Here is a 25,109-nt window from a genome sequence, read left to right on the forward strand (position 1 = left end):
CGGTCAGGACTCCTTCACCGCTGACGCCTTTAGTACAGTGCCAACACGGCTTTTAACGATGCTAAGTCTACTGGTTTAGTGAGATATTCATCCATACCTGCATCGAGGCATTTTTGCTTTTCGCGATCCATGGCATTGGCGGTTAGCGCGACGATGGGTATCTGTGTGTTTTCATCACCTGCTCGCCCCTCGCGAATACGACGTGTTGCCTCATAACCGTCCACATTCGGCATCTGGCAATCCATTAAAATAAGGTCGTAATGTTTTGCTTTGGGCTTCAACAACGTGTCTATTGCTTCAACGCCATCACTTGCAACTACGACCTCAACTCCCATGTCACTTAACAACGTTACCATTACTTCTTGATTGATTAAATTATCCTCAGCCAGCAGTACATTTAAATTGAAATGGGAGGGCGGTATCTCGACATTCTCGATACTACTAGCCTCTTCGCTTTGCGAAGTCGTCTCGACCATTACGTTAAACTTAAATGTAGAACCTTTTCCGGGAGTGCTTTCAACAGAAATATCACCGCCCATCAATTCGCAAAGTTGCTTGGTAATCGCAAGCCCTAGTCCGGTGCCACCGAACTTCCTAGTCGTCGACATGTCAGCTTGAGAGAAAGGGGCAAAGAGTTGATTTATAGAAGATTCACGAATTCCAATGCCAGTATCACTAATCTCTACATTCAGTGACAACGCCTCTTCTTTTTCTACTACATTGTACTGAATATTTACACCGCCGTTCTCTGTGAATTTTATGGCATTTGACAATAAATTATTGAAAACCTGCTTCAAGCGATGATGATCACCAATCACTCTCGTATGTTTATTGTCTATGGCTCTTGCCTTAAGCCACAAGCCTTTACTTTTCGCATGATATGCTTGTTCTTGAACAAGGTTAGTGACAAACTGATTTAAGTCGAATTCAACGTGTTCAATCGCCAGTTCCCCAGCTTCAATCTTTGAAAAATCAAGAATATCGTTGATGATAAACATCAAGGAATCTGCGCTTCGCTGAGCGGTAGAGATAAGTTTAGCCTGACTGTCAGTAAGAGGTGTACGACTAAGCACCTCAATCATACCTATCACTCCATTCATTGGCGTGCGTATTTCGTGGCTCATATTAGCAAGGAAAGCACTCTTCGCTTCATTTGCTGCATTTGCTTCTCGCTCGTGAGCGACTGCAACGTCACGCTCCAACAGCAGCTCAATCTGCTTACTTACCAGCTTTTGCCGCGCAAGATGTGCAAACCAACTAAGCAATGTACTCATCATCAATGCGAAGAAAAAATGCATCACCATCGGCAAATCGAAAGCAAGATTGATAATAAACCAGCCGACCCAACTAAACACTATAGAGGTGAGCCAGTGGGCTCTGTTTGAGAGCACAATACCAGAGGCAATAAGCACTAATACTATATTGGTTGCTTGTTCTGGCGTCTGCGAGAGCCATATATGGACGAGGCTATTGGTAGCGCCGGCAATTAACATCAGTAATATACATGGGCTATGCCATCTCATAGGTATTGCTGTAGCAGTGCGGCTTAATACCAAACTCATAGCCGCAACAATCGATGAACAAGCGATAAGGGGCCACTTAAACGTTTCAGTAAGGAGTAAGAGATGACTAACCGTTAGAAACGAAAAAAGGATACAAACGACAATTGCGATACGTTTTAAGTGCCCATGGTCTTCGCCGCTGATTTGTTTCGGCACACTCAATGTCATCACTCTTTACCCACTAAAGACGTTTTATATATGTGATCATATTGTAAAAGTAGTACGGTAGGTATCCGCAATTAGGATAAGAATGCTACTTTCTCTGTCACCAATAAAGAGCCGCCATTAGGTTACCATTGCTATAAGAGCGTTATGACTCATCTACAATCTTAAGATCTATAGCGTCATCGCCGTCACTTCTTTTTTCGCCAATGAATACATCGATAACTGTTTGCTCGTGTTCAGTGAACGCCGTTTTAAAATTATCACTGTGCACAGGTATTGATTTACGCATAGCTGGAGCAATGCGCTCGTTAGCTCTTGCTAACTGCTGAGTAAAGTCTTCTATAGTTATTCGGTTGTAGGTATACACACCCTCTTTCTTGCCTCCGATAGACGGCGTGAGCAGGTCGTCATGCTCGAGTAAAAACGCATGTTTGAATACCGCCTGAGATTTAGTAAAGCAATGTGTTTTGCTGCGCAGCATTGCCGCTTCTGGCAGCGCTTTAATACGAACGCTGTCATGGCTTTTTTGCCATGTAACACCACACACACTCACTACATAAGCATCATCTTGCTGTGCGACGGTGGCTCTAGCAAGTGGGGAGCCCGCTGGCATTGCGTCTAACGCCTTTATAACGTCGGGTAATTCATTGAGAGAGAGCTTTTCTAATGTCATCACACCGCTATTAGAGGTGTAAGTAAGCTTAAGCGTATTTTCTAAGTAATACACCTGCCCGGTATCTTGCCAGATAGAAACGGCATCGTTTTTGTGATTATTGATATGTTTTTTGTTTTGCTGAGACGCAAGGGACTGTTTGTTTAATCCACTTGAAAAGCGCTTAATAATATTTGATAACACAGCACACACTTCATATTATTGAGTGTTGTGTTTTACGTATTTATAACCAGTGTGGTTTAATTCTCGCACTACAAAAGAACTCGATTGGTTTATCTTCAATTGGTTTGCCCTCGATTGGCTTGTCCTCGATTGAATTGCCAGACCTTACTGCTTATCGACTTTATCCACTCTACTCGCCACCTGCGCCCGCAAGCTAGAGTAGCTGCATGCCAGCTAACGACTGCCACGCCTCTCAACTGGCGCGTCCACAGTCGCTTTATTTGTTATTGCTACCCAATCTAATACTATCGACACTGATACCCGTACCGATTACTCTAAAGGCATTACTACACATAAAAAGGATTTGCCGTTGCGACTGTTTTTCTCCGCTTCACTGAACTCACTACTCTTCGTATTGCTAACAACCTTGATAGTTGGGTGCAGTGAAACCAATGAATTAAGTGAATCTGAAAGACGATATAACGCAGCAGTGACACTCCATGCAGAACGTATTGAGGAAACGAGAGCTCTGCTTGATGAAAAACTGACAGGTCAATTTTTATCTGACATTAACACGCTCATTTATGCAAAAGAAAAGCTCGATAGTGCAAAGTCTGTGTTCATTGATGCAAAGATTGTTGGTATCACCTCACCTGATGCACAAGCACTTGAATTGAGGTTAAAACAGTTTGAAAAACAAGCAGCCAAATCATCCTTATCGTTATTGCGTGCAGCGCTTGAAAAGACCCTTAATTTTCAAAATAGCGTGCACGACATGCCGCTAGCACCTGTAAGCGGCGCCTCGTTAGGAAGCAACTCGATGATTGAGTACATGGGCAAAAAATTCAATACCTCACTTGATGATTGCTGTCTTAAGGACTTGAAAAATATCGAAGTCTTTATGCGAGGCGCTGAAGACGAACTGTTTTATGCGCTGCGAAAACGTATTCTCAACGTGGAAAATGATTTAACTCGGGTATTGTCAGACGACGACTTTCAAAGTGATTATAAAAAGCGCCTTACGCTATTAGAAAACGATATGGACGCTTACTTTCAGCCGTAAAAAAGGCGCAATGGTACTCGATGAACTAGAGGTAGAGATGTTTTAGGATTAGCTGCAATCGTTATAATCAACTATCACTACAGATGTGTTGCACTCTTTCTTATAAAGCAATCTTATACTACATAAATGTATTCATAACTGTGTTAAAGGTTCACTATGCTTAAATTGTACGGATTTGATGTTAGTAATTACTACAACATGATTAAACTGGCGATGGCGCTGAAAGGGATAGATTATGAAGCCGTCATGACGTATCCAAATCAAACGCCAGAATATTTAGCAATCAGTCCAACGGGTAAAGTGCCCGCATTGCAAACAGACCAAGGCGTACTGGTAGAAACCAATGTTATCCTTGAGTATCTTGATGAAATCTCGCCTCAAGCACCACTTTATCCAACCGAGCCCTTCGCAAAGGCCAAGGTGAAAGAGTTAGTTAAACTCATCGAGTTATACATTGAATTACCTGCAAGGCGTTGTCACACAGAGGCGTTTTGGGGCGTACCCGTTGATGACATCACTAAAAAAGAAGTGAAGCGCGCATTGTTTAACGGTGTTCAAGCTCTTGCCCGCGCCGCTGACTTTTCGCCTTATATTGCGGGTGACACACTAACTGCGGCCGATATTATGCTGCTTTATTCTATGGACCTTGCAGCTCCCGTGGCTAAAAAGCTTTTTGATGTAGACTTATATGAACATGCTCCTGGCAGCAAAGCACTCATGACCAAGTTAAAAGAAATGCCGGAAGTACAACAAATTGAAACAGATAAACGGGCGGCTGCGCCAGCGTTTAACGCTTATTTGAAAAAGGCCCTTGGCAGTAAATAAACAGGTGCCAATTGGTGCATGTTGGCAAACATTATCCATCGGTTCGCATAGCATTTTTAAATGCTATGCCAGCTTTGGTTCTATTAATAACCCCTAGCTTTTTTAGCACTGCAGAAACATGCTGTTTTACCGTTGACTCTGAAATCGCTAACTCGTAGGCAATTTGCTTGTTAAGCAAACCATCGGCGACCATTTTAAGCACTTTTAATTGATGAGGGGTTAGTAGGCTCAAGCGCGTGCTGAAGTCATCCAGGGTGCTGCTAGCATCGGTAGTGGCACTGATATGCTCTGGCAACCAAGTTTCGCCGTCTAATACTGTATCTACCGCATCTATAATACAATCCACAGACGCTGATTTTGGAATAAATCCACTGGCACCCAACGCGAGTGCTCGCTGAACAATACCTGGCGCATCTTGCGCTGTTACAATAACCACAAGCACATCTGGATACTCAGCTCTAATCTCAGACAATCCGTTCAATCCCTCACTGCCTGGCATTCCCAAATCTAAAAACACGATGTCGATGCTGGTATCTTGAGCTAATAACGCCTTTGTTTCTGGAAACGTAGACGCTTCAAGTAGCACTGCGCCCTCGCTGTTTTGTAACGCATGGCACATTGCAGCACGAAATAGCGGATGATCATCTGCTATGAGCAATTTTACCGTTACTGGGCTATTCATTCGTCGCTACCATTTGTATCTGGCATTCGTATCTGTCATCCGTTTCAACCATTGATCTCTGCCGTTGATTCGCGCCATTCACTTCTACCATCTGGTTTTCGCATTTTTGGCTGTCAATTTGTTATTTTAGTGTAAACAGAATACTAACACGACATTGGGCTTCTTTCTCTTACCTACTCTCACCGAACTAAAGATTTAGATTTCGTAAACCTTAAATTAAGAAAAATCTATAGAAAGCGTTAATAGAAAAGCCCGCTTAAAAAGCGGGCTCTTAAAGTTTGCAGTTTTATTCTACTAGAAACGATAGCCAAGAGTTAGATGAACAGTTCTTGGGTCGCCATAATAGCCAATCAAGGTTGTATCGCCTCCTAGCCCTGGTCCAAAGTTGCCATCTTCGTCGCGGGTGACAAAGTCATAGCCGCCGGTGAGGTACTCTTCGTCGGTGAGGTTTTTCACGTGAAGACCTGCGTACCAATCTCCTTCTATGCTTTCCCATCGAGCGCTAAGATTAACCATGCCATACGCATCTTGTTCAATAAGATCGCTGGCTTCGAACAGTAAATAGTCACTTCTGTAGTAGTAGTTTGCGTTAAATGTAATATCCCCAAAACTGGTTTCTAAGAAATAGTTAGCGTTTAAATTAAAGGTGTTTTCTGGCGTACTTGCTGAACCAATAAGTGGTGGTATCGCATTATTCTCTTTAATTTCAAAGTCGATGTATCCATAAGCCACATCAAACTGAAGGTTTTCTGAGGCAATCCAAGTCATCTCTAACTCGGCACCTGTTGCTGCTGTTTCTGCGGCGTTTCTTAAGCGTTGATCCAGCGCTGTAGGGTCAGATAAATCACCCTCTACACCAATATACTGTCTGTCGCTATGATCGTAGGAAAAGAGCGTAACGTTTAATCGTAAGGTATCACTTAAGTCACTTTTCATACCCAGCTCAAAACTGTCTACCACTTCAGGATTTACGCCGGGTTCATTTATTGTTGCACGAGGGTTAAAGGTGCCCGACTTGAAACCTTGAGAATAGCTGGCGAAAAACATCATGCTTGGGTCGAATTGATACTCTAGCCCTACACGAGGTGTGAATCGTGACCAGCTTTGCACTGCTGGGGCATCTAAAACACCATCTCCGTCTGTATCGGTGCCCAATACCTGTGGAACTAGCTGTCCTTCTGGGCGAACATAGCCTTCAATCCAACCCGTGGACGGATAGACATTGTCAAAAATAAGGCCGTTATTTACAAACGCAGATTTTTCTTCGTCGGTGTAGCGCGCACCAAGAGACAGAGAGAGCTGCTCGGTAATGTCGTAATTGAGCTGTGCATAAGCAGCATAACTTTCTGAGTTATTACAGCCGGTCACCTCACGGGTGAGCCCCGGTGCACCTAAAGACTGCCCAAGCACACCTAAGATGGCATCGAAATTACCACAGCTATCACCATCGTAAAAATAGAGCCCCGACACTACGTCAAAATTATCGCCAAAGTAGTTTGCCTGTAATTCATGGGTGGTGTTGCTGTCGTCATACTCTGCCGGTACATCAAAAATAGGCAGAGGCGTATTATCAAAGTCGATGTTTGTTGGAGAATAACTCTCGCGGTAAGAGCCGATGTATTTAAGCTCTAATTTATCACTCACGTTGTAGCGGGCCAGCCAGCTATAACCCTCTAACTCAACTCTGTTCGATGTTGGCAAGCTGGTATAAGAGTCATATTTTGAATCGGGTACCGGCGCATCGGTTAGCAAGCTCGGTATCAATCGATAACCACCGCGGGCATTAGACGTATCTTCTGTTTTGTCCCAGCCAAAACGGAAGAATAAATCTTCGCTAGCATGTACCTCCAGAGAGACTCTTGCAGCCCATAAGTCTTTATTATAATTCTCTTTATCTTGATTAGGTAATGCGCTTAGCAAATACTCGCCAAAGCCATCTCGGTTTAAGTTGGCATAACCCACACCTAAGTAAACCGTATCTTCAACCAGTGGAATTTGGCCGGTAACCTTGAGGTCGCGCTGGCTATAGCTGCCCACCGTGCCTTCAATGTTCATTTGCGTGTCGCCAGTCATTTCTTTAGTTACGTACTTAACGGCACCACCAATGGTGTTTTTGCCATAAAGTGTCCCCTGGGGCCCACGTAATACCTCAATGCGCTGAACGTTTAACAAATCGAGCACTGCCCCTTGTGGTCGCGCAATATATACATCGTCAACATAAATACCAACACCGGGCTCATAGCCCCACAAAGGGTCTTGTTGGCCTAAACCACGAATAAAGGCGGTTAATGTGTTGTTAGTTCCGCGGCTGGTTTGCAAGGTTGTGTTGGGCGAGAATTGTTGTAACTCAGTAAGTACGCTAATGCCTTTTTCACCTAGTTCAACAGCACCTACCGACGTTATGGCAACGGGGGTTTCTTGTAGCGATTCAAGGGTGCGACGCGCAGTCACTTCAATACGCTCTAATTTACCTTTTTCATTTTCAGCTTGTTCTGTGTTGGCTGTTTGGCTATTGGTCTGTTGTGCCCAAACAGGAGCTGCACATAGGCTTGCGGCTACCGCTATAGCGCACAAACTATGGCGAGCCACTTTATGACAAGAAGCCTTGTTATGAGAGATTTTGTGATGGGAAACTGGGGTGCAGCCATGACGCTTTGTGTGTGTTGTTAGTGACATAGTGAGTCCTTTATTGTTCTAAGTGTTATTCACTGCTGGATAATTTGCTACGGTCACGAAATACTTTAGTTAATTAATTGTTAACAGTATGTAGTACCATCGTACTATGGGATTTTTGCAAAAGTAACGTCAAACTTTACGTGTAATTTGAATACGTTAGATTTATTGACAATAAGCTTGCGCAAAAGCAAGTCGGTTAGTAGATCTACAATCGACTTAACTGCTTTGGAATATCTGCGGTCACAGATTTTTAAAGGAAAACAACTATGTTAAGTATGATTGGCTTGGTAGGCGGGCTATTGCTACTTATTGTGTTAACAATACGTGGGATGAACCTGTTTATCGCTGCCCCCCTGTGTGCGCTTATTGTGGCGTTAACCAATAACATTGCGGTATTTACCGGCGATGTAAACTTTGTAGAAACCTATATGAGCGGTTTCTCAGGGTTTATTGCGTCGTGGTTTTTCATGTTTTTGCTGGGGGCGTTATTTGGCAAATTTATGGAAGACACCGGCGCGGCAGACTCGGTATCTCAATGGATAATTTCTAAAATTGGCTATAAGCAAGCTGTCTTAGCGGTAGTCATGGCCTGCGCCATACTTACCTACGGCGGCGTGAGTGTATTTGTGGTGGCATTCTCGGTTTATCCCATGGCGGTAAGCTTATTTAAAGATGCCAATTTGCCTAGGCGATTCATTCCTGCCGCCATGGCCTTTGGCTCGGTAACGTTTACCATGACCTCGGCAGGCTCACCAGAAATTCAAAACTGGATCCCAATTAAATACTTGGGTACATCGCCTTTTGCTGCTTGGGAAGTCAGTTTGATTGTCGCTATTTTAATGGCGGTATTCGGATATTGGTGGCTCGCTAAAATGATTCGAAAAGCAGTTAGTCAGGGTGAAGTGTTTGAGGCAAGGGAAAGCGACCCTGAAATTCGGGAAAGGGATCTGCCACACCCATTTACCGGTATTGTGCCCCTGCTTGTTGTGCTTGCCATTTCGTTTTTATTTCACGAAGAATTGGCTCAGTTAGCGTTAATTCTAGCCTTGGGCGGCGGTGTGCTTTGTTTGCTAGCCATAAACTTTAAATACTTTCAAAGTTTGCCTGTTGCCATAAATGCTGGCACCACTGGGGCACTGATTGCCATTGGCAATACCGCAGCGGTTGTGGGCTTTGGCTCGATTGCAAAAAATACCGACGCCTTTCAACAAACGGTGGCCTTAATGACTCAAATCCCTGGCAATGAGCTCATTGGCGCAGCCATTGCAGTCAGCGTAATAGCCGGTTTAACGGGTAGCGCATCAGGAGGCCAAGCTATTGCCCTTCCCTTAGTGGGTCCACACTATATAGACCAAGGTGTAGAGCCAGAGCAGTTGCACAGAATTGTTTCTATTTCATCGGGCGCGCTCGATTCATTGCCTCATAACGGGTATGTCGTCACAACGATTCGCGCAATTTGCCATGAAACCCATCAAGCAGCCTATTGGGCAGTGGGAGCGCTGACTGTCGTTGTGCCAGTAATGGGGCTAGCACTGGCTATCGGCCTGTTTAGCATATTGTAAAAAAAGGAAAGGTTTTACTATGAATCAGCGTTTTCACGACTTTCTAGTGCTAGCAAATACGTGCACTGCCAGGCAAGCTTCACTTTTTCGCCCTGCTATAGCTGGCATTTTGTCTGGCGTCAGCCAAGGCACCGGCGTGTTAGCTGCGCTGCCAACTAAGCTAACAATTAGGTCTATAGCGGCGCTGCTTTTACTGTCTGCACTGGCAACCACTGCCGTGCAGGCCAACGGCGATGTGAATACCGATAAGCAACAGCAACATACCTTGTTGGTGAATAAGCACACCTTTCACATAGACAGTTTTACTACCTTTGGTGGCAAAACAATTAACGATGTAAAGATAGGCTGGGAAGCCTACGGAAAACTTAATGCACAAAAAGACAATGTGATTCTAATTACCCATTACTTTTCTGGCACTTCTCATGCGGCAGGTAAATACAGTGCTACCGATCAAAATGCAGGGTACTGGGACAGTATTATTGGCCCAGGTAAAGCCATTGATACCAACCGCTTTTTCGTTATAAGCGCAGACACCTTGGTGAATTTAAACGCGTATGATGAAAAGGTGGTCACCACCGGGCCCGCCACCATTAACCCATCCACAGGAAAACCCTACGGGTTAGACTTTCCGGTAGTGACTATTCGCGACTTCGTTAATGTGCAAAAAGCCTTATTAGAAAGCTTAGGCATTAAGAAGCTTCATGCGGTGGTGGGACCGTCGATGGGCGCCATGCAGGCCATTGATTGGGCAAGTGCCTATCCAAGTTGGGTACCTAGAATGCTGTCGGTAATAGGCGCAGGGGAAAGCGACGCTTGGACGACGACGGCTCTTGAGCATTGGGCTACGCCTATCAGACTCGATAAAAAATGGAACAAGGGCAACTATTCGCCAAAAGAAGGGCCAACTGATGGACTTACCGCATCGCTAATGCTGATAACGCAAAATGCCCTAACCCCTGAGTTTTTTTACGCTCAAGGTAATATGCTAGGCTTTAAAAACCTAGAGCAAGCTCCCCTGTCCAGTATTAACGAACAACATTCCATCACAAAGTGGTTAAAAACGCGGGCGGCCGCCCGTGGTGAAAAGATGGATGCCAATCACCTGCTTTATTTGGTGAGAGCGTGCCAGCTTTTTGTCGCAGGACATAAAGACAACCTTGATGCAGGACTAGACAACATCAAGGCAAAGACGCTGTTTCTGCCTGCCGATTCTGATTTATTACTGATGCCCTATTTAGCTCAACATGCACATCAAACGCTTAAGCAGCAGGGAAATAACAGCGAATATACCGAGCTTCAAGGGTCACTCGGACACCTAGAGGGCGTGACAAATATATCAAAACAGGCAACCGCTATTCGCCAGTTTTTGGAAAATGAGTAAAGGATTTTTATGATGACTATCAACACTATTGTTAAAGCAGCCTTGGCAAGTAGCCTTTGCTTTTCCATTGCCTTGCACGCGCAAACAAAACATGAAGATATGCCCAAGCTATCTCTCGATTTATCTGACGTCACCGTATCGGGGTTGTCTTCTGGTGGATATATGGCCACACAGTTTCAACTGGCCCACAGCGATTGGGTTAAGGGTGTAGGGGTATTGGCAGCCGGCCCGTATTTTTGTGCCAAGGGTGATATTACAACGGCACTTGCCCAGTGTGTCAACAAGACCGACACCCAGCCCGATTTAACGGCTTTAAATGAGCAAGCGGCACAATATGCAAAGGCGGGAAAGCTTGCTGACTTAGACAACATGAAAGATGCCAAGGTGTGGTTATTTCACGGCAAGCGTGACGTGCGAATTGCCAGTGAAGTTAGCGATGCCTTATTCGAGCAATACACAATGTGGACAGACACTCAAAACATAAAATACGTTAACGATATGTCTATCGCCCACCTGTTTCCAACGAAAACGAACGGAACAGACTGTATGACATCAGAAAGCCCGTTCATTGGTAACTGTGATTATGACGCCGCTGGCGACATGCTTAATCATCTCATTGAAGGGTTAACTGCACCAGACGATGTACTGTCAGGTTCACTGCATACCATTAATCAACAGGACATTGCAGGCAGCAGTGCCAAAACACTAGCCAGCGAAGGCTTTGTTTACATACCGCAAAGCTGCGCAAGCGGAGAAAGCTGTCGGGCACACATCAGCTTTCACGGCTGCAACCAATACGCTGACGCTGTGGACGATGCCTATACGTCGCAAACAGGGCTGAATGACTGGGCCGATGACAACAATATGATTGTGCTGTACCCGCAAACAAAAAAATCCCTTTTTATGCCGCTAAATCCACAAGGTTGCTGGGACTGGTGGGGATATGCCTCAAAGGACTACGCCAACCGAGATGGCGATCAGATAAAGGCAGTAAATGCGCTTTTACTTTCTCTTAATACGTTACCCTCGCCTTCGCCACAACAGGTGAATCAGGCCGCACCTCAAGAAGAAGCGCAGCAGATAGAGCCAATGAACCAGGACGGTAATAATGAATAAGAGAACGATATTTATCACCGGGGGAGCCAGCGGTATTGGTTTGGGCATGGCAGAGACGTTGGTAAAACAGGGGCATCACGTTATCGTGGCTGATATTAACGAAAGTGCTGCGCAAGAGGCGGCAGCGGTGCTGGCGAGTAAGTTTGGCAGTATTAATGATGGCAGCGCGAGCGCAGTGGCGGTAGATGTGTGTGACGCAGCGCAAATTGCTGCCTTACCTGAAGCGCTCGGTAAGCTCACTGTCGACGTACTTATTAACAATGCTGGCATCCAACACGTTTCAAACCTTGAAGATTTTCCTGCTGACAAATGGCAGCAGCTGATTAATATTATGCTGGTTGGCCCTGCGCTAACCATCCAGGCGCTATTACCGGCCATGAAAGCACAAAATTTTGGGCGTATTATTAACGTGGGCTCTATTCACTCTCTTGTAGCCTCGCCGTTTAAGTCGGCCTATGTGGCTGCGAAGCATGGTTTGCTAGGACTTGCTAAAACCGTAGCATTAGAGACTGGTGACTATGATATTACTATTAACACCTTGTGTCCGGCCTATGTAAAAACCCCCTTAGTTGAGCAACAAATAGAAGCTCAAGCAAAGGAAAACAATATGACCGAGGACGAAGTAGTGAAAAAAATCATGCTTGAACCTATGCCGAAGAAGCAGTTTATTGAAGTTCAAGAACTAGCCGATACTGCCGCATTTTTAATGACAAACAGCGCCAAAAACATCACAGGCCAAGCAATAACCCTAGATGGTGGCTGGACCGCAAGGTAAAACTTCCCTTTTACAAAACACTTGTGCTAATGTCCAAATCATTGGAAATGAGAGGACATTAGCGTTCCATGCCCTACCAAACCGTTGCTTTAATTGGAAAACCTCAGCACGAGGCCACTCACGACAGCTTAAATTTACTTGCCGATTATTTACTCGCCAAAGGATGCGAGGTATTGGTAGAGGAAAGTATTGCTCAAGAGCTAGAAACCGACAACATTAGAAGCTGCGACCTCGTCGCTATCGGTAAAGAAGCTGATCTAGCCGTTGTCGTTGGTGGAGATGGCAGCATGCTTGGCGCCGCTCGCGTGCTTGCCCGTTTCGATATCCATGTTGTGGGTGTGAATAGAGGTAACCTAGGTTTTCTCACCGACATTCATCCTGACGATATCATTCAGCAACTTGACTACATCTTTAACGGCGAGTGTTTCGTTGAAGAACGCTTTTTACTGGAAGTGGGCGTTTACCGTCACGAGAAGTTAAAAAGTAATAGCTCAGCGGTCAATGAAGTCGTACTCCACCACGGAAAAGTGGCGCATATGATGGAGTTCGAAATTTATATAGACGAACAGTTTGTGTTTAGCCAGCGCAGTGATGGACTGATTGTAGCAACGCCAACGGGCTCAACCGCCTATTCGCTCTCCGCAGGCGGGCCCATCATTATGCCAAAACTGGATGCGCTAACGTTAGTACCCATGTTTCCGCATACTCTAAGCAGCAGACCTATTGTGGTAGATGCCGACAGCCAGGTATCGATGAAAGTGTCAAAAGTAAATAGTGACTCGTTGCAAGTAAGCTGCGACAGCCACATTGTATTGCCGGTTTTACCTGGCGATGAAATTCGCATAAACAAAAGCATCGATAAACTTCACTTAGTACACCCTAAGGGCTATAGCTACTTTAACGTATTGCGTAAAAAGCTGGGCTGGGGCAGTAAGCTCTACTAATGTGAGGCACTCGCCTACTGCCATAAGTGCTGCCGCCATACATTAGAATGCTATACATATAGACTGAGCACATATGGCTTCATTAACCCTATCTTCGCAAATTTTTCGAATTTCTCGAGCCTCGCGAATTTTGTAGCAAGTTACACCGGCTTTTCTACCTTATGTTCGCCCTGCCATATAAAGAACACTGAATATTTTACACGGCCATTCATATTTCGAGCATCTTTTTCGCACCTTTTAGACAAACCTATCACATTGAAAAATAAAGAAAAATTAACATTTTCGAATTTATTCAATTAAATTAGTTACTTATAATTTTGGTACAAGTCGGCATACCGGTTGCAACACCTTAAGCAACTGGTTCGATAATCTATGTTGTTTCAACATAACCTTTGAAGGTCAAAAGATTCGATACGTATTATCAACACCTATTTACCGAAGCGATAATAAGGAGTTTATTATTATGAGTAACAACGAAATTAAATTTACTGCACCAGGTATGGATAACGAAACTGCAGCAAGCACTATCAAAACGTTAGAGCAACGTTTGGTAGCACTACTTGACCTGCAGCTTACCCTGAAGCATATTCACTGGAATGTTGTAGGTCCAAACTTTATTGGTGTGCACGAAATGCTAGACCCACAAGTTGATGCAGTGCGAGAAATGACTGACACCATTGCAGAACGAATTGCCACGCTAGGCGGCGTACCGAAAGGCACACCAAAAGCCATTGTAGAGGGTCGTTCGTGGAATGATTATGAGTTAGGCAAAGGCCTAGTGACCGACCATTTAAAAGCACTAGATGCAGTGTATGATGGTGTAAATGGCGATCACCGCAAGGCGATTGAAGGCTTAGGCGACTTAGATCCAGTGTCGGAAGATATGATTACGGGCCAACTCGCTGAGTTAGAGCAGTTCCAGTGGTTCGTAAGAGCGCATTTAGAATCAGGTAGCGGCGAACTGGCCCAATAGATCTACCGGCTACCAATAGCCATAAAGGTAAAAGATACCGTTAGGAAGATAAAGGAAGGTCAATTTGGCCTTCCTTTTTTGTTTTCTATTCCTCCCTGCCTTAATCACTTCCCTTTCTCTATCTTTTACTTTTCTAACATTTCTCCCAAACGATTTTCTTTGTTTACTCATTTCTACCTACCTTGAACGTAATGCGAGTAATTACACAAGGTGGAATTGCCTTTAACTTTACGATGACCTCTGGCAAAAAAAGTTGTAGGCTTAATTTTGAAGCAGAGGTCTTGCGAACAATGGAAAGTATGTGCTTTGTTTATAAAAAACTGATTTATTTACAAATCAAAAAATACTCCTACGGCTTAATACCTTCTGCTCAGAAATATTTTTTGCAGTCAAAAACATGGTGCAAAAAACAAAACAGGCAAGCCATGCATAAAAATACTGTAAAGCCTGCCTAGGGCCCGTAAACAGTGGGTCAGATAAAGATTTTCGGCAAACAACACCTCGCAAATCGACGGATTACATTCGACTATACTTTACATCTCAAAAATACTGTATATATTTACATGCACTGTATATATCATCATGTTCAACTTTATTAGAGTGTGGTTATGTTAGCGAATCTTTCGATATCAAATTTTGCCGTTGTAAAACAACTTTCTGTTCACTTTGAAAATGGCCTCACTGCGGTTACAGGTGAGACAGGGGCAGGTAAATCAATTGCCATTGATGCACTAAGCTTATGTCTTGGTGAAAGGGCCGATGCAAATGCGGTAAGAAAAGGTTCAGCAAAAGCCGAAATAGTGGCGCACTTTTCACTTGCTGATAATGCAAGTGCAAAAGCGTTTTTAGACGACCATGAATTGACCTCTGACGAAGACGAAACCAGCTGTTTTATTCGCAGGGTAATATCGAAAGAAGGTCGCTCAAAAGCCTTCATCAACGGCACTCCAGTATCTTTGCAGCAACTTAAAGGTCTCGGCCAAACACTGCTTTCCATTCATGGTCAAAACACCCATCTACAGCTATTGAAAGAAGATTATCAGCGCCAGCTTATTGATAGTTACGCAAACCATACTCATTTAATGAATGATGTTAAAGACGCTTATAGCTCGTGGAGAGACAAGCAAAAAACACTCAATGAACTGCGTTCGAAAGCTCAACAAAGAGAAGATCGTCTGCAATTACTTACCTATCAGGTGCAAGAACTCGACGAGTTTGCCATTGAGAATGGCGAATTTGAAGAACTTGAAATTGAGCACAAGCGCTTAAGCAACGGTCAGAGTTTATTAGAACAAGCGCAAACCAGTGTGTATAACCTCTATGAAAATGATGAAGGAAATGCACTGACCGTTATTCAAAGCAGTATTGAGAAACTTGGAGAATTAGAAGCACACGATGCGAGCCTAACGCCTATCATCGCCCTGCTTAACGATGCATCAATTCAAGTTGAAGAAGCAGCAAGCGAACTGCGAGGTTACTGCGATCAATTGGAAATAGACCCTCTGCGTTTACAGCAGGTTGAAGCTCGCTATTCAAAAGCGATGGAGCTGGCTCGTAAACACGCCGTAACGCCTGAAGAACTTGCTCAACATCATCAGTTATTGTCGCAAGAATTTGCCGCACTTGGTGAGCAGGAAAGCTTACTAGGCACACTCGAAAACGATGTTGAAGCAGCAAGACAACATTATTTAGTAGCAACTAGCAGTTTATCTGAAAGCCGAATGAAAGCGGCCGAAAGTTTTGCAAACGACATTGAATCACAAATTCAGCAAATGAATATGCCGCACGCTAAAGTGTGTATTGATATTCTTTATGACGAGCTGAAAAAGCCCGCAGTTAATGGGTTAGACTCGATTGCCTTTAAAGTATCAACGAACCCTGGGCAAGATGCCGACGTATTGGAGAAAGTGGTATCAGGCGGTGAGCTTTCTCGAATAGGTTTAGCTATCCAGGTTATTGCTAGCGACAGCCATGCTACCCCCACTATGATTTTTGACGAAGTGGACACCGGTATTAGCGGACCAACTGCTTCCATTGTAGGTGCACTGCTTAGAAAATTAGGAAAGCAGTCTCAGGTTATGTGTGTCACCCACTTACCTCAAGTGGCGGCACAAGCACATAACCAGCTTTTTGTTACCAAGCTTACTGATGGCGAAAGTACAGAAACACAGATGATACCGCTGACTAAACAAGACCGAATTGACGAACTCGCCCGACTGTTAGCTGGCGACAAAGTAACCAAGTCGGCACTTGCTAACGCAAAAGAGCTGCTAAAAAGCGCTTCATCGAACTAAAATGCAGTTGATTGGTCATAGTTGTCAATGTAGCATGCCTTCGCGCTTGCATTAAAACAGCTGAGGTTTCCTTACGAGGAAACCTTTAGGCACTAACAAAGGCAATACTGGACTTATATACGCATGAAGTTGCACCATCTTATAGTTATTCTTTGCATTACATTTACTACCACAGCTTGTTCTAACTGGATTTTCAGGATTGACGTTCCACAGGGCAATTTTCTAGATCAGCGTGATGTTGAAAAATTGCGTATTAATATGACAAAAGAACAAGTGATCTACGTGTTAGGTAATCCTGTTGTTCAAGACTCTTTTGATAACGACACGTGGTATTATGTTTACGATATGAAGCGTGGTATGAAAGACCGAGGAGACGACTTCCAGCGTCAGATGATCATCACGTTTGTAGATAATAAAGTGGCAAACGTTGAAGGTGATTTTGAACTGTCTGAAGACTTTAATACTCCACTCGACGAGTAAATCAAACACGTTGTTTTACAGCACTGCAGAAAAATAGAACAGAAGCGGGTTATTAACCTGCTTTTTTAAAGGTGCTTCTATTTTCTACGATATTAGATTTAAGCTGTTAGATTCGGAGCATTAAACTTAAGGCACTAGATTTAGGGTATCAATATGGAACATAGCTTTTGGCACAGCAAATGGCACAATAATGAAATTGGGTTTCATGAACCCACTGGTAATGCCTTGCTGGTGAAATATAGTGATGTTTTATTAGGCCCAAATGGTGATGAAGCCTCACAAAAGCGAATCTTTGTGCCCTTGTGCGGGAAAACTAGAGATATTGCATGGCTGCTGTCAAAAGGCTGTCAGGTTGCTGGTGCAGAGCTTAGCGAGGTGGCTATTACACAGCTGTTCGACGATCTCGACATTACTCCCACTGTTAAGTCTTCGTCTAAGGGTAAAGTATATTCAGCCCCTAACCTTACCATTTTTGTTGGTGATATTTTTTCACTGCGTCGTGATGACATTGGCAAAGTAACAGGTGTGTATGATAGAGCAGCATTAGTTGCTTTACCCGATGATCTACGCCGAAAGTACGCTAACCACCTAGTAGACATAACTCATAACGCCCCCCAATTAGTTATCACATTTGACTATGACCAGAGCGAACTGCCAGGTCCTCCTTTTTGCGTGAATGATGAGATGGTTGCAGATTTGTATGCTAGCAATTATTCAATTTTACAGCTTGAGCGCTCAAACGTAGAAGGCGGTTTAAAAAGAAAAGTGAAAGCAGACAGCCTAGTCTTTAAACTTAGCCTTTAAGCTTAGCCTTTAAGCTTAGCCTTTAAGCTTAGTCTTTAGCTTTGGAGTTTAGTTCTGGGTTCTGGGTTCAAGTTTCTGCACTTAAGAACTCGCAACAATCCGTTCACGCTACACATTTACTTGTGATTCTCCATATGAGTATCCTCATAAATACCCACATTAGTGCATTCATTAGTACTTTCGATGTTAGGTTATGAATTCCCAATCTAGTTGTCTCCCCAGCTAGTCTTCTCACACCCACAGCAAAACGCGTTTTTTATTAATATCTAGGTAATTTCCTCGCTTTATAAGTTAAATAAGTCTGGTTAAAGTGGCTTAACAGTCCTCAATTCCTCGTTTTACTTATCCTATAATCATCATAAAATCAGAAGTTTAGACTTAAGTCTTACCCGTCACATATGTAAACAAAATGTAATAAATCAACATTTGCACAATTATAACCTTCAGCTAATATCAAACTCAGAAAACCACGATACACAGTGTTCTGAAAAGCGTTGAACTTTATACCAACGCTTCTTATTGATTATTGAATGTTAGGGCATGCTACGTGTACCCAGCGTGCTAATACTTAGAATGAAGTTCCTTCATAGGTATTCGCTGTAGTCTAATCAAACCTGTGTGCTTGATGAGTATCTACTCGTAAGCAGAGTGCTTAGTCGTTGTTTTCTCTACCTTTCGTTGGAATTCGCCGTGAAGGGTAGCGCAGCTTCACTGTGCAAGACTCTATTTTTGACTCTCACAGTGACATTTGCACTAAAAAACGAGATAGAAAACACACTACGCACTTTGAGAGTAATGCCGCATGAGCACTAACAAAACTTGGTTTGGCCTTGCATTAATTGCAGGCAGCACATTGATACTAAGCGGATGTCAAAACGACGATGAAGCCATCGGAGGTAAGTTAGAGAACCCCCCTCCCCCAACATCAGCTAATTACGAATTAATTTGGGCAGACGAATTTGACGGTAATGCCCTAGACACAAGTAAATGGCAAGTTCAGTTGGGAGACGGGACGTCTGAAGGATTACCACCAGGTTGGGGTAATAACGAACAACAGTACTACACCGCAGACAACATTACTGTCGAAGACGGTGTACTTGTTATAGAGGCTCGCGCAGGCGACTCCCCAGACGCTAATTTCGCATTTACCTCCGGCAGGCTTCGCACTCAAGGAATTTTAGATATTACCTACGGGCGAATTGAAGCTCGTATACAAGTGCCTGAGGGTCTTGGTCTTTGGCCGGCATTTTGGACGCTGGGAAGCGACCCCTCTCCCTTTGGAGAATGGGCTGCAAAAGGTGAAATAGACATTATGGAGTCTTTTGGACAAGCCACGCCTTTTGTAGCAGGTACAGTGCACTACGGGCAAAGGTTCCCGTTAAATGAAAGCGCTACCAAGACATTTGAAATCGACCCCACCGACGGTTTTCATGACTATGCAGTAGAATGGGATTCGCAACGTATACGCTGGTTTGTAGATGGCGTACATTATTTTACAGTCAGCCGTGATACGTATTGGAATTACTATTTCAAAAATCAAATGGAAGGCTTCCTGGCCGGCGAAGAAGATGCTCCCTTCAATGAAAACCAGCATCTTCTTCTTAACCTTGCGGTAGGTGGCGATCCCGCAGGCACACCAAATCCCAACGACACTGATGTATTTCCAGGGCAAATGCTCGTGGACTATGTGCGGGTTTATCAGTGTCCACTCCCTCCTGTAAATGATGGGTTAGGGTGTGAAAATAGTATTGACCAAGTTGATCCGTTCGTTATCACTCAAGGTGGTGATGGTACCCCGCCTGCGCAGAACGTAGAAATAAACAGCTTTAGTTTATACGACAATGGACCTGGCGTACTCTTCCCTGACAGTAATAGCGAGCGTCCTTTAGATATTGGCGTTTTCGACAATAACGGAGCACTTACCGTATCCGAGGTTGAAGCTGCAGACGCAGATAGAGGCACCGTCATTGAAATTATCACGTCTGGCGGCGGCAATATCCAAATCAACGATCCAGAAGGCAATACCTTTGAATTGTTTGGCATGGGTAGAGCGGATAATAATGAATTCTTTGGCGGTGAACTGACCTTTGACGTTTTCGTAGACAGTGGGTCCACAGAGGCCACACTACTGCAGGTAGGTGTTGACAGCGGCTTTCCAAATATTGGCTTTACACAGATACCTTTGAGCGACTTACCGCAGGATGAATGGACGTCTATTTCTCTTGCCTTGAGCGACGTTATTCAAAGCAATATTGGCGCCTTTGGTGGCGGCCCTCTTGATATTGAACAGGTTCTCAACCTTATTGTGCTTGAACCCGTGGGTGGCGCTGCTCGCATGCAGTTCGACAACATTCATTTAGTCTGTGGGGCGCCCTCATCAAGACCGTGCGGCATTGTTAGCATCACCACCGTACCTCAAAACGTGTTTATTGATAGCGTCGACCCTTTATGGGACTTTGGCATTGGCGCAGGTGACAGTGGCTCAGGGTTTGCCACCTACACCGATGGCAGTAACCCAGATGGTGAGAACAAAATAGAATGGGAAGTGATAACGGCTAATGATGCCGCTCGCGACCAAGTTATAGAGATTACCTTCAATGGTGACGGAGAGAGTGGCGTTTGGTTTATCGCTACCGAGCCAGTTAACCTCTCGGGCTATAACAGCGGTGCGGTGGTATTCGATATATTTGTTTCAGATTTTGGCAGCGACACCAACAGCATAACAATGCAAATAGACTGCGTGTTCCCCTGCACAAGTGGCCCACAAGATATAGGTCGCCCTGGTGATGGCGAATGGCAAGAAATTGAAATTCCACTGAGCCAGCTTATTAATAGTGGACTCAATACCGCCAATGTAAGTGCTGGTTTAGTGTTGGCCACCACCGATGTTAATGCGACTTCAACATTTACCATTGATAACGTGCGCTGGGAGCCTACCACCGAAATTGAAGAGATAGAGGTATTGCCCTTAAGTTTCTTTGCAGACTTTGAGGGCGTTGACGGGAGCGGCGCAGCGTTAGGTGGAAACTGGCAAAGCTTTGGCACCGTTTTTGATGCTAACGGCGGGTTTGTTTACAACTACGGGCAACCCTTCGCAACACCGTTAAATAGCAACAGCTTTGCCAATATCACCACTGACCAAGGTGGCGCAGGACAAGGTACGCAACAGTTGGTTATTTTTAACGACTACAATAATCAAGACCATGGTAATGGCCTGCTAATACAGGCAGCGACTTTCCAGCAAGTCACGTTGAGTGCAGACGATACCGGTGTATACACGTTTAGCTTCGATGCAAGAGCCCCTAGTGAAGGTGCTATCGCCGAGCCCACCGTGGCGACTGCTTATGTACAAACCTTAGACCCATCGAACGGCTTTGCTACTACAGCACGTGTGGAAATCGATTTATCCACAATCTCAAGTTCTGATTGGCAAACCTACAGTGTTGATTTCAATATTGACGGTGAGGCTATGGCTGGACAGTTGCTAGAGTTTGGTTTTACAAACCGTACTACTGGCTTTGCTCCCTCGGCAATTGTCGTTGATAACGTAGACTTCAACCTGGCTGTTGGTGGAATAAACTACGCCAGCAACTTTGAAAGTGGCGACCCAAGCGGTGGTGAAATTGGTGATAACTGGCTAAGTTTCGCTGCGGTATTTGGGGCGGATGGTAATTTTGCCTATAGCTATGGGCCGTTCCCATCACCAAACAACACTGGCGGATTTACTAGCTATGCCTCAGGCGAAGCCACAGAGAGCCAAGGTACTCAGTATCTGAATGTGTTCAGCGATTACAATAACGCCGACCATGGCAACGGGCTTACAATTGAAGCCGCAAGTTTTCAGGAGCGTACATTCTCTGCATCTGATGCCGGCGAGTATTCGTTTTCGTTCGATGCCAAAGCTCCTTTTGAGGGTGGTATTGCTCCACCCACCACAGCGTACGCCTACATTCGCGTACTCGACCCTAACAATGGATTTGCTTCATCCGTTGATATTCGAGTGGATTTGAGCGAAGTCAGCAACAGTGAATGGGCACGCTTTACTGTACAGGCAACGCTAGAAGGCAGCTTAGACGGTCAAATACTTCAGTTTGGGTTCTCAAACTCAGCCACCGACTATAACCCCAGCGGCATTTTCTACGACAACGTAGAATTTTCCCGAGCTGAGTGAGGAGAGACGCAATGAGATATTTCAATAAATATATATCGAGCGCGGAGCAAGGGTTCATGAATACTGCCACAACAAAGGTTCATTTCGCCAGCAAACAGCTTTTAATTGCTGCGATTGCTTTAATGACCTGCAGCTCGTTAGCAGCACAAGAAGCTGAAAGCGAACAAGATAAAAAAGACGCTGACGTAGAGCGAATTATTGTCACTGTAGAGCGCAGAACACAGGACTTACAAGACTTAGCGGGCACTGCCTTTGCGTTTTCTGGAGAGGATTTAAAAGCCCAGGGCATTCAGGATATTACTGATATCGCCGAGTCTATCCCTGGTCTTGAGATTGGTAATAATCAAGGTAACGTGGAGGTGTGGATTAGAGGTATAGGCAGTTCTAACAACACCGAGCTTGGCGACCCTGCCGCTGCAACTCACTTAGACGGTGTCTACATTCCTCGTCCTTCAGGTATTGGTTCTGCCTTTTTTGACATATCGAGAGTAGAGGTAAACGTTGGCCCGCAGGGCACGCTGCGCGGTCGTAACGCCACCGCCGGCTCGGTAAACATCATTCCTTGGCGACCGGCCTTGAACCAGTGGAATGGAAGTGCAGAAGTGGAGGTGGGTAATTATAATCAGCGCTCTATAACAGGTGCGCTTAACATTCCTGCTACCGATAACTTAGCCTTTCGCATTGCAGGCACTAAAGTTGATCATGACTCGTATTATAACGATGTCGGCCCCTTAGACCTTGAGCTTGCCGAAGCAGCAGATAACCTTGGACTGCGTTTTCAAGCGCTGTATGAGCCCACGGATGACTTAAGTATTTACCTTTCTTATGATTACGCTCGGGAACAAGGAACGGGGTATACTGGCACTAACTTTGCCCTACCACTGGGGTTAGGAATTGACCCAGATGATATTGAAGACCCTCGAGACGTAGTAGGAAGAGGCTTCACTCCAATTCAAGACACCATCCACGATGGATTTAAAATTGAAGTTACGTGGGATATGGGCAAGGCCCTACTTGAATACAACGGCAGTTATCGAGACTTAATTTACGACTATCAAGCCGCCACTCCGCTGTCGCCTGATTTCCCTGGCGTATTTGAAGCACTAGACCCATTAGATCAAGCAATTGATGACTTTTCACGCTTTCAATTTTTAACCGACTCAGAATCGATTATTCACGAACTTCGTCTGTTATCTGATGATGATACCAGTCGCTTAACCTATACCGCAGGTATCTTCTTGTTTAATGAGAGACAGCAAACATTTCTAGCATCGGCTGGCGATAGAGGCGGCTTTTTCCAAGGGGCAGAATTTAATCAACCTAATACAGATACCGATTCATTTTCTGTTTACGGTGATGCCACCTATGAGTTTAGCGCTGACACCCGCCTCACAATTGGTCTTCGTTATACTGAAGACACAAAAACCCGACAAGGTGTTAACGCGCGGTATGCGTTTGCATTGGGTGGGTTTGATGTCAATACCGGCAACCCGTTTGGTTGCTGTATGGGAGCGCGCGTTGGCACTGAAGGATTTGCGTTTGCAGGATTTGGACGCTCTATTTATGAGCCTGACCAAGATGGTGACGGTGCGGTATCTGATGCTGAATTTTTAAACTTTTACTTCGACGGTATTGCTCAGTTTGGCGAGCGAGACACCCTTGATGATATTTTTGCTAACGGCATTACTCCGGGCGGCGCAGACGTGCGCCCCGCGTGTTCAGATAGCGACGTTACCGATAGCCTGATTTGTAACCAAGACGGCACCCACTCGTTTGCTGTACCCATTTCGCCGAACAACTCAATTACGGTTCAAGACGGACGCATTGATAATAACTTTGTCGACTGGCGGATACGTATTGAGCACGACTTAAATAACGATCAGCTTGTGTATGGATTAATCGCAACGGGCCACAAATCTGGCGGCTTTAACGATACGTTTAGCGATCCCACCACCGGGCTTACTCTAGCGCCAACTTACCAAGAAGAAAGCGTTACTTTGTTTGAGTTTGGCTCGAAGAATGAGTTTGATTTAGGCGATGTGCCTACTACATTTAATTTTTCAGCGTTTTATAACGACTATCGCGATCAGGTATTTACTAACCTACTCTCTGTAGAGCAAGCCCTTGAATTCAACTCAGGCGCTCCCGTAGACCCCCTCGATGCAACGCCGGGCGCACTGGTGGTTTCGTTTAGCTTCAACGCCGCAGATTCAGCCATTTATGGTATGCAGTTTGATGGCAAGTTTGAGCTTCCCTACGATATGAACCTTAATTGGACAGCGTTGTGGCTTGAGGCAGAAATTGAAGACAGCCAAGATATTCAAGACTCTCGCTTTCAAGCAGATGTGGCACCTGATGAAGCAGTATTTCAGTCTATTGACGGTAACCGACTGCCACGCACACCTCGCTTTCAACTCAATGCAAGCTTAAGCCAGGTGTTTGATATCAGTTCTGGCACCATTGATTACGTTATATCTGCAGGTTGGCGGGATGAGCAGTTTCTCACTATTTTTAACAGCATCGATTATCAAAACCCTGACAACCCGCGTCGCCGTCTAGATGACAGCGTAGACGCCTATTGGACCGTTGACGCTGGTTTAGGTTACACCCACGGCGATGGGGCACTCAGATTTGAAGCATTCGCTAACAATCTGTTTGATGAGGTTCGCACTGCTGCAACCATTATTACCCAATTTGATAACACACGCTTCTTCACGCGCCCCAGAACCTTTGGTGTGCGCATGCGCTACACTTACTAATCAAGGTTTGTGTTATCTAACAATTGATTACGGACGGCGACA

17 protein-coding genes are annotated in these 25,109 nt (G+C 44.8%); 13 read left to right on the forward strand and 4 right to left on the reverse strand.

Going from position 1 to position 25,109, the window contains the following annotated elements:
• Nucleotides 1-29: 29 nt before the first annotated feature.
• A complete protein-coding gene (locus GTQ48_RS05895) occupies nucleotides 30-1,718 on the reverse strand; it encodes an ATP-binding protein (RefSeq protein WP_338023290.1) in 1,689 nt (562 codons plus the stop codon).
• Nucleotides 1,719-1,872: 154 nt separating this feature from the next.
• Nucleotides 1,873-2,583 (reverse strand): hypothetical protein, encoded by a 711-nt coding sequence (locus GTQ48_RS05900; protein WP_163105606.1) that lies wholly within the window; start codon nucleotides 2,581-2,583, stop codon nucleotides 1,873-1,875.
• A gap of 349 nt (nucleotides 2,584-2,932) precedes the next feature.
• Between GTQ48_RS05900 and GTQ48_RS05905 the strand changes: the two genes are divergently transcribed.
• Together GTQ48_RS05905 and GTQ48_RS05910 are read left to right on the forward strand one after the other, a co-directional pair.
• The gene (locus GTQ48_RS05905) at nucleotides 2,933-3,625 is read left to right on the forward strand and encodes a hypothetical protein (protein WP_163105607.1); all 693 of its coding nucleotides are present in this window, start codon (nucleotides 2,933-2,935) and stop codon (nucleotides 3,623-3,625) included.
• Nucleotides 3,626-3,781: 156 nt separating this feature from the next.
• Nucleotides 3,782-4,450 carry a glutathione S-transferase family protein gene (locus GTQ48_RS05910; protein WP_163105608.1) on the forward strand — a complete coding sequence of 223 codons (669 nt, stop codon included), beginning with the start codon at nucleotides 3,782-3,784 and terminating at the stop codon, nucleotides 4,448-4,450.
• A gap of 31 nt (nucleotides 4,451-4,481) precedes the next feature.
• Here the strand turns inward: GTQ48_RS05910 and GTQ48_RS05915 are convergent, their stop codons facing one another.
• Together GTQ48_RS05915 and GTQ48_RS05920 are read right to left on the reverse strand one after the other, a co-directional pair.
• The gene (locus tag GTQ48_RS05915) at nucleotides 4,482-5,132 is read right to left on the reverse strand and encodes a response regulator transcription factor (RefSeq protein WP_163105609.1); all 651 of its coding nucleotides are present in this window, start codon (nucleotides 5,130-5,132) and stop codon (nucleotides 4,482-4,484) included.
• Nucleotides 5,133-5,426: 294 nt separating this feature from the next.
• Nucleotides 5,427-7,808: a TonB-dependent receptor gene (locus GTQ48_RS05920; RefSeq protein ID WP_163105610.1), complete on the reverse strand. Its 2,382-nt coding sequence runs from the start codon at nucleotides 7,806-7,808 to the stop codon at nucleotides 5,427-5,429.
• 266 nt (nucleotides 7,809-8,074) lie between these two features.
• Between GTQ48_RS05920 and GTQ48_RS05925 the strand changes: the two genes are divergently transcribed.
• The 11 genes from GTQ48_RS05925 to GTQ48_RS05975 all read left to right on the forward strand — a co-directional run bounded on the left by GTQ48_RS05925 (nucleotide 8,075) and on the right by GTQ48_RS05975 (nucleotide 25,067).
• The gene (locus tag GTQ48_RS05925) at nucleotides 8,075-9,370 is read left to right on the forward strand and encodes a GntP family permease (protein ID WP_163105611.1); all 1,296 of its coding nucleotides are present in this window, start codon (nucleotides 8,075-8,077) and stop codon (nucleotides 9,368-9,370) included.
• Nucleotides 9,371-9,389: 19 nt separating this feature from the next.
• Nucleotides 9,390-10,751, forward strand: coding sequence for an E22 family MetX-like putative esterase (locus GTQ48_RS05930; protein WP_163105612.1), 1,362 nt, complete (start codon nucleotides 9,390-9,392; stop codon nucleotides 10,749-10,751).
• Nucleotides 10,752-10,760: 9 nt separating this feature from the next.
• Complete coding sequence (locus GTQ48_RS05935) at nucleotides 10,761-11,867, forward strand: extracellular catalytic domain type 2 short-chain-length polyhydroxyalkanoate depolymerase (RefSeq protein WP_163105613.1); 1,107 nt, start codon at nucleotides 10,761-10,763, stop codon at nucleotides 11,865-11,867.
• On the forward strand, nucleotides 11,860-12,642 hold the full coding sequence (locus GTQ48_RS05940) for a 3-hydroxybutyrate dehydrogenase (protein WP_163105614.1): 783 nt from the start codon (nucleotides 11,860-11,862) through the stop codon (nucleotides 12,640-12,642). Before GTQ48_RS05935 ends, GTQ48_RS05940 begins: the two co-directional genes overlap by 8 nt.
• A gap of 68 nt (nucleotides 12,643-12,710) precedes the next feature.
• Entirely contained in the window at nucleotides 12,711-13,586 is an 876-nt protein-coding gene (gene nadK, locus GTQ48_RS05945; protein ID WP_032096996.1) for an NAD(+) kinase, read from the forward strand.
• 463 nt (nucleotides 13,587-14,049) lie between these two features.
• The gene (dps, locus tag GTQ48_RS05950; protein ID WP_163105615.1) at nucleotides 14,050-14,559 is read left to right on the forward strand and encodes a DNA starvation/stationary phase protection protein Dps; all 510 of its coding nucleotides are present in this window, start codon (nucleotides 14,050-14,052) and stop codon (nucleotides 14,557-14,559) included.
• 608 nt (nucleotides 14,560-15,167) lie between these two features.
• The gene (gene recN / locus GTQ48_RS05955; RefSeq protein WP_163105616.1) at nucleotides 15,168-16,853 is read left to right on the forward strand and encodes a DNA repair protein RecN; all 1,686 of its coding nucleotides are present in this window, start codon (nucleotides 15,168-15,170) and stop codon (nucleotides 16,851-16,853) included.
• Nucleotides 16,854-16,976: 123 nt separating this feature from the next.
• Complete coding sequence (locus GTQ48_RS05960; protein WP_163105617.1) at nucleotides 16,977-17,333, forward strand: outer membrane protein assembly factor BamE; 357 nt, start codon at nucleotides 16,977-16,979, stop codon at nucleotides 17,331-17,333.
• A 153-nt stretch (nucleotides 17,334-17,486) separates the two neighbouring features.
• Nucleotides 17,487-18,137, forward strand: coding sequence for a thiopurine S-methyltransferase (gene tmpT, locus GTQ48_RS05965; protein WP_163105618.1), 651 nt, complete (start codon nucleotides 17,487-17,489; stop codon nucleotides 18,135-18,137).
• An 802-nt stretch (nucleotides 18,138-18,939) separates the two neighbouring features.
• Entirely contained in the window at nucleotides 18,940-22,308 is a 3,369-nt protein-coding gene (locus GTQ48_RS05970) for a glycoside hydrolase family 16 protein (RefSeq protein WP_163105619.1), read from the forward strand.
• Nucleotides 22,309-22,364: 56 nt separating this feature from the next.
• On the forward strand, nucleotides 22,365-25,067 hold the full coding sequence (locus GTQ48_RS05975) for a TonB-dependent receptor (protein ID WP_163105620.1): 2,703 nt from the start codon (nucleotides 22,365-22,367) through the stop codon (nucleotides 25,065-25,067).
• Nucleotides 25,068-25,109: the final 42 nt, after the last annotated feature.

This window comes from Alteromonas genovensis (assembly GCF_010500895.1).
GTDB lineage: Bacteria > Pseudomonadota > Gammaproteobacteria > Enterobacterales > Alteromonadaceae > Alteromonas > Alteromonas genovensis.

Excerpts from the sequence above, each read along its gene's own strand:
- GTQ48_RS05910 (WP_163105608.1), top strand. The coding sequence starts at position 3,782 with ATGCTTAAATTGTACGGATTTGATGTTAGTAATTACTACAACATGATT.
- GTQ48_RS05915 (WP_163105609.1), bottom strand. The coding sequence starts at position 5,132 with ATGAATAGCCCAGTAACGGTAAAATTGCTCATAGCAGATGATCATCCG.
- GTQ48_RS05920 (WP_163105610.1), bottom strand. The coding sequence starts at position 7,808 with ATGTCACTAACAACACACACAAAGCGTCATGGCTGCACCCCAGTTTCC.
- GTQ48_RS05925 (WP_163105611.1), top strand. The coding sequence starts at position 8,075 with ATGTTAAGTATGATTGGCTTGGTAGGCGGGCTATTGCTACTTATTGTG.
- GTQ48_RS05930 (WP_163105612.1), top strand. The coding sequence starts at position 9,390 with ATGAATCAGCGTTTTCACGACTTTCTAGTGCTAGCAAATACGTGCACT.
- GTQ48_RS05935 (WP_163105613.1), top strand. The coding sequence starts at position 10,761 with ATGATGACTATCAACACTATTGTTAAAGCAGCCTTGGCAAGTAGCCTT.
- GTQ48_RS05940 (WP_163105614.1), top strand. The coding sequence starts at position 11,860 with ATGAATAAGAGAACGATATTTATCACCGGGGGAGCCAGCGGTATTGGT.
- nadK (WP_032096996.1), top strand. The coding sequence starts at position 12,711 with ATGCCCTACCAAACCGTTGCTTTAATTGGAAAACCTCAGCACGAGGCC.
- dps (WP_163105615.1), top strand. The coding sequence starts at position 14,050 with ATGAGTAACAACGAAATTAAATTTACTGCACCAGGTATGGATAACGAA.
- recN (WP_163105616.1), top strand. The coding sequence starts at position 15,168 with ATGTTAGCGAATCTTTCGATATCAAATTTTGCCGTTGTAAAACAACTT.
- GTQ48_RS05960 (WP_163105617.1), top strand. The coding sequence starts at position 16,977 with ATGAAGTTGCACCATCTTATAGTTATTCTTTGCATTACATTTACTACC.
- tmpT (WP_163105618.1), top strand. The coding sequence starts at position 17,487 with ATGGAACATAGCTTTTGGCACAGCAAATGGCACAATAATGAAATTGGG.
- GTQ48_RS05970 (WP_163105619.1), top strand. The coding sequence starts at position 18,940 with ATGAGCACTAACAAAACTTGGTTTGGCCTTGCATTAATTGCAGGCAGC.
- GTQ48_RS05975 (WP_163105620.1), top strand. The coding sequence starts at position 22,365 with ATGAATACTGCCACAACAAAGGTTCATTTCGCCAGCAAACAGCTTTTA.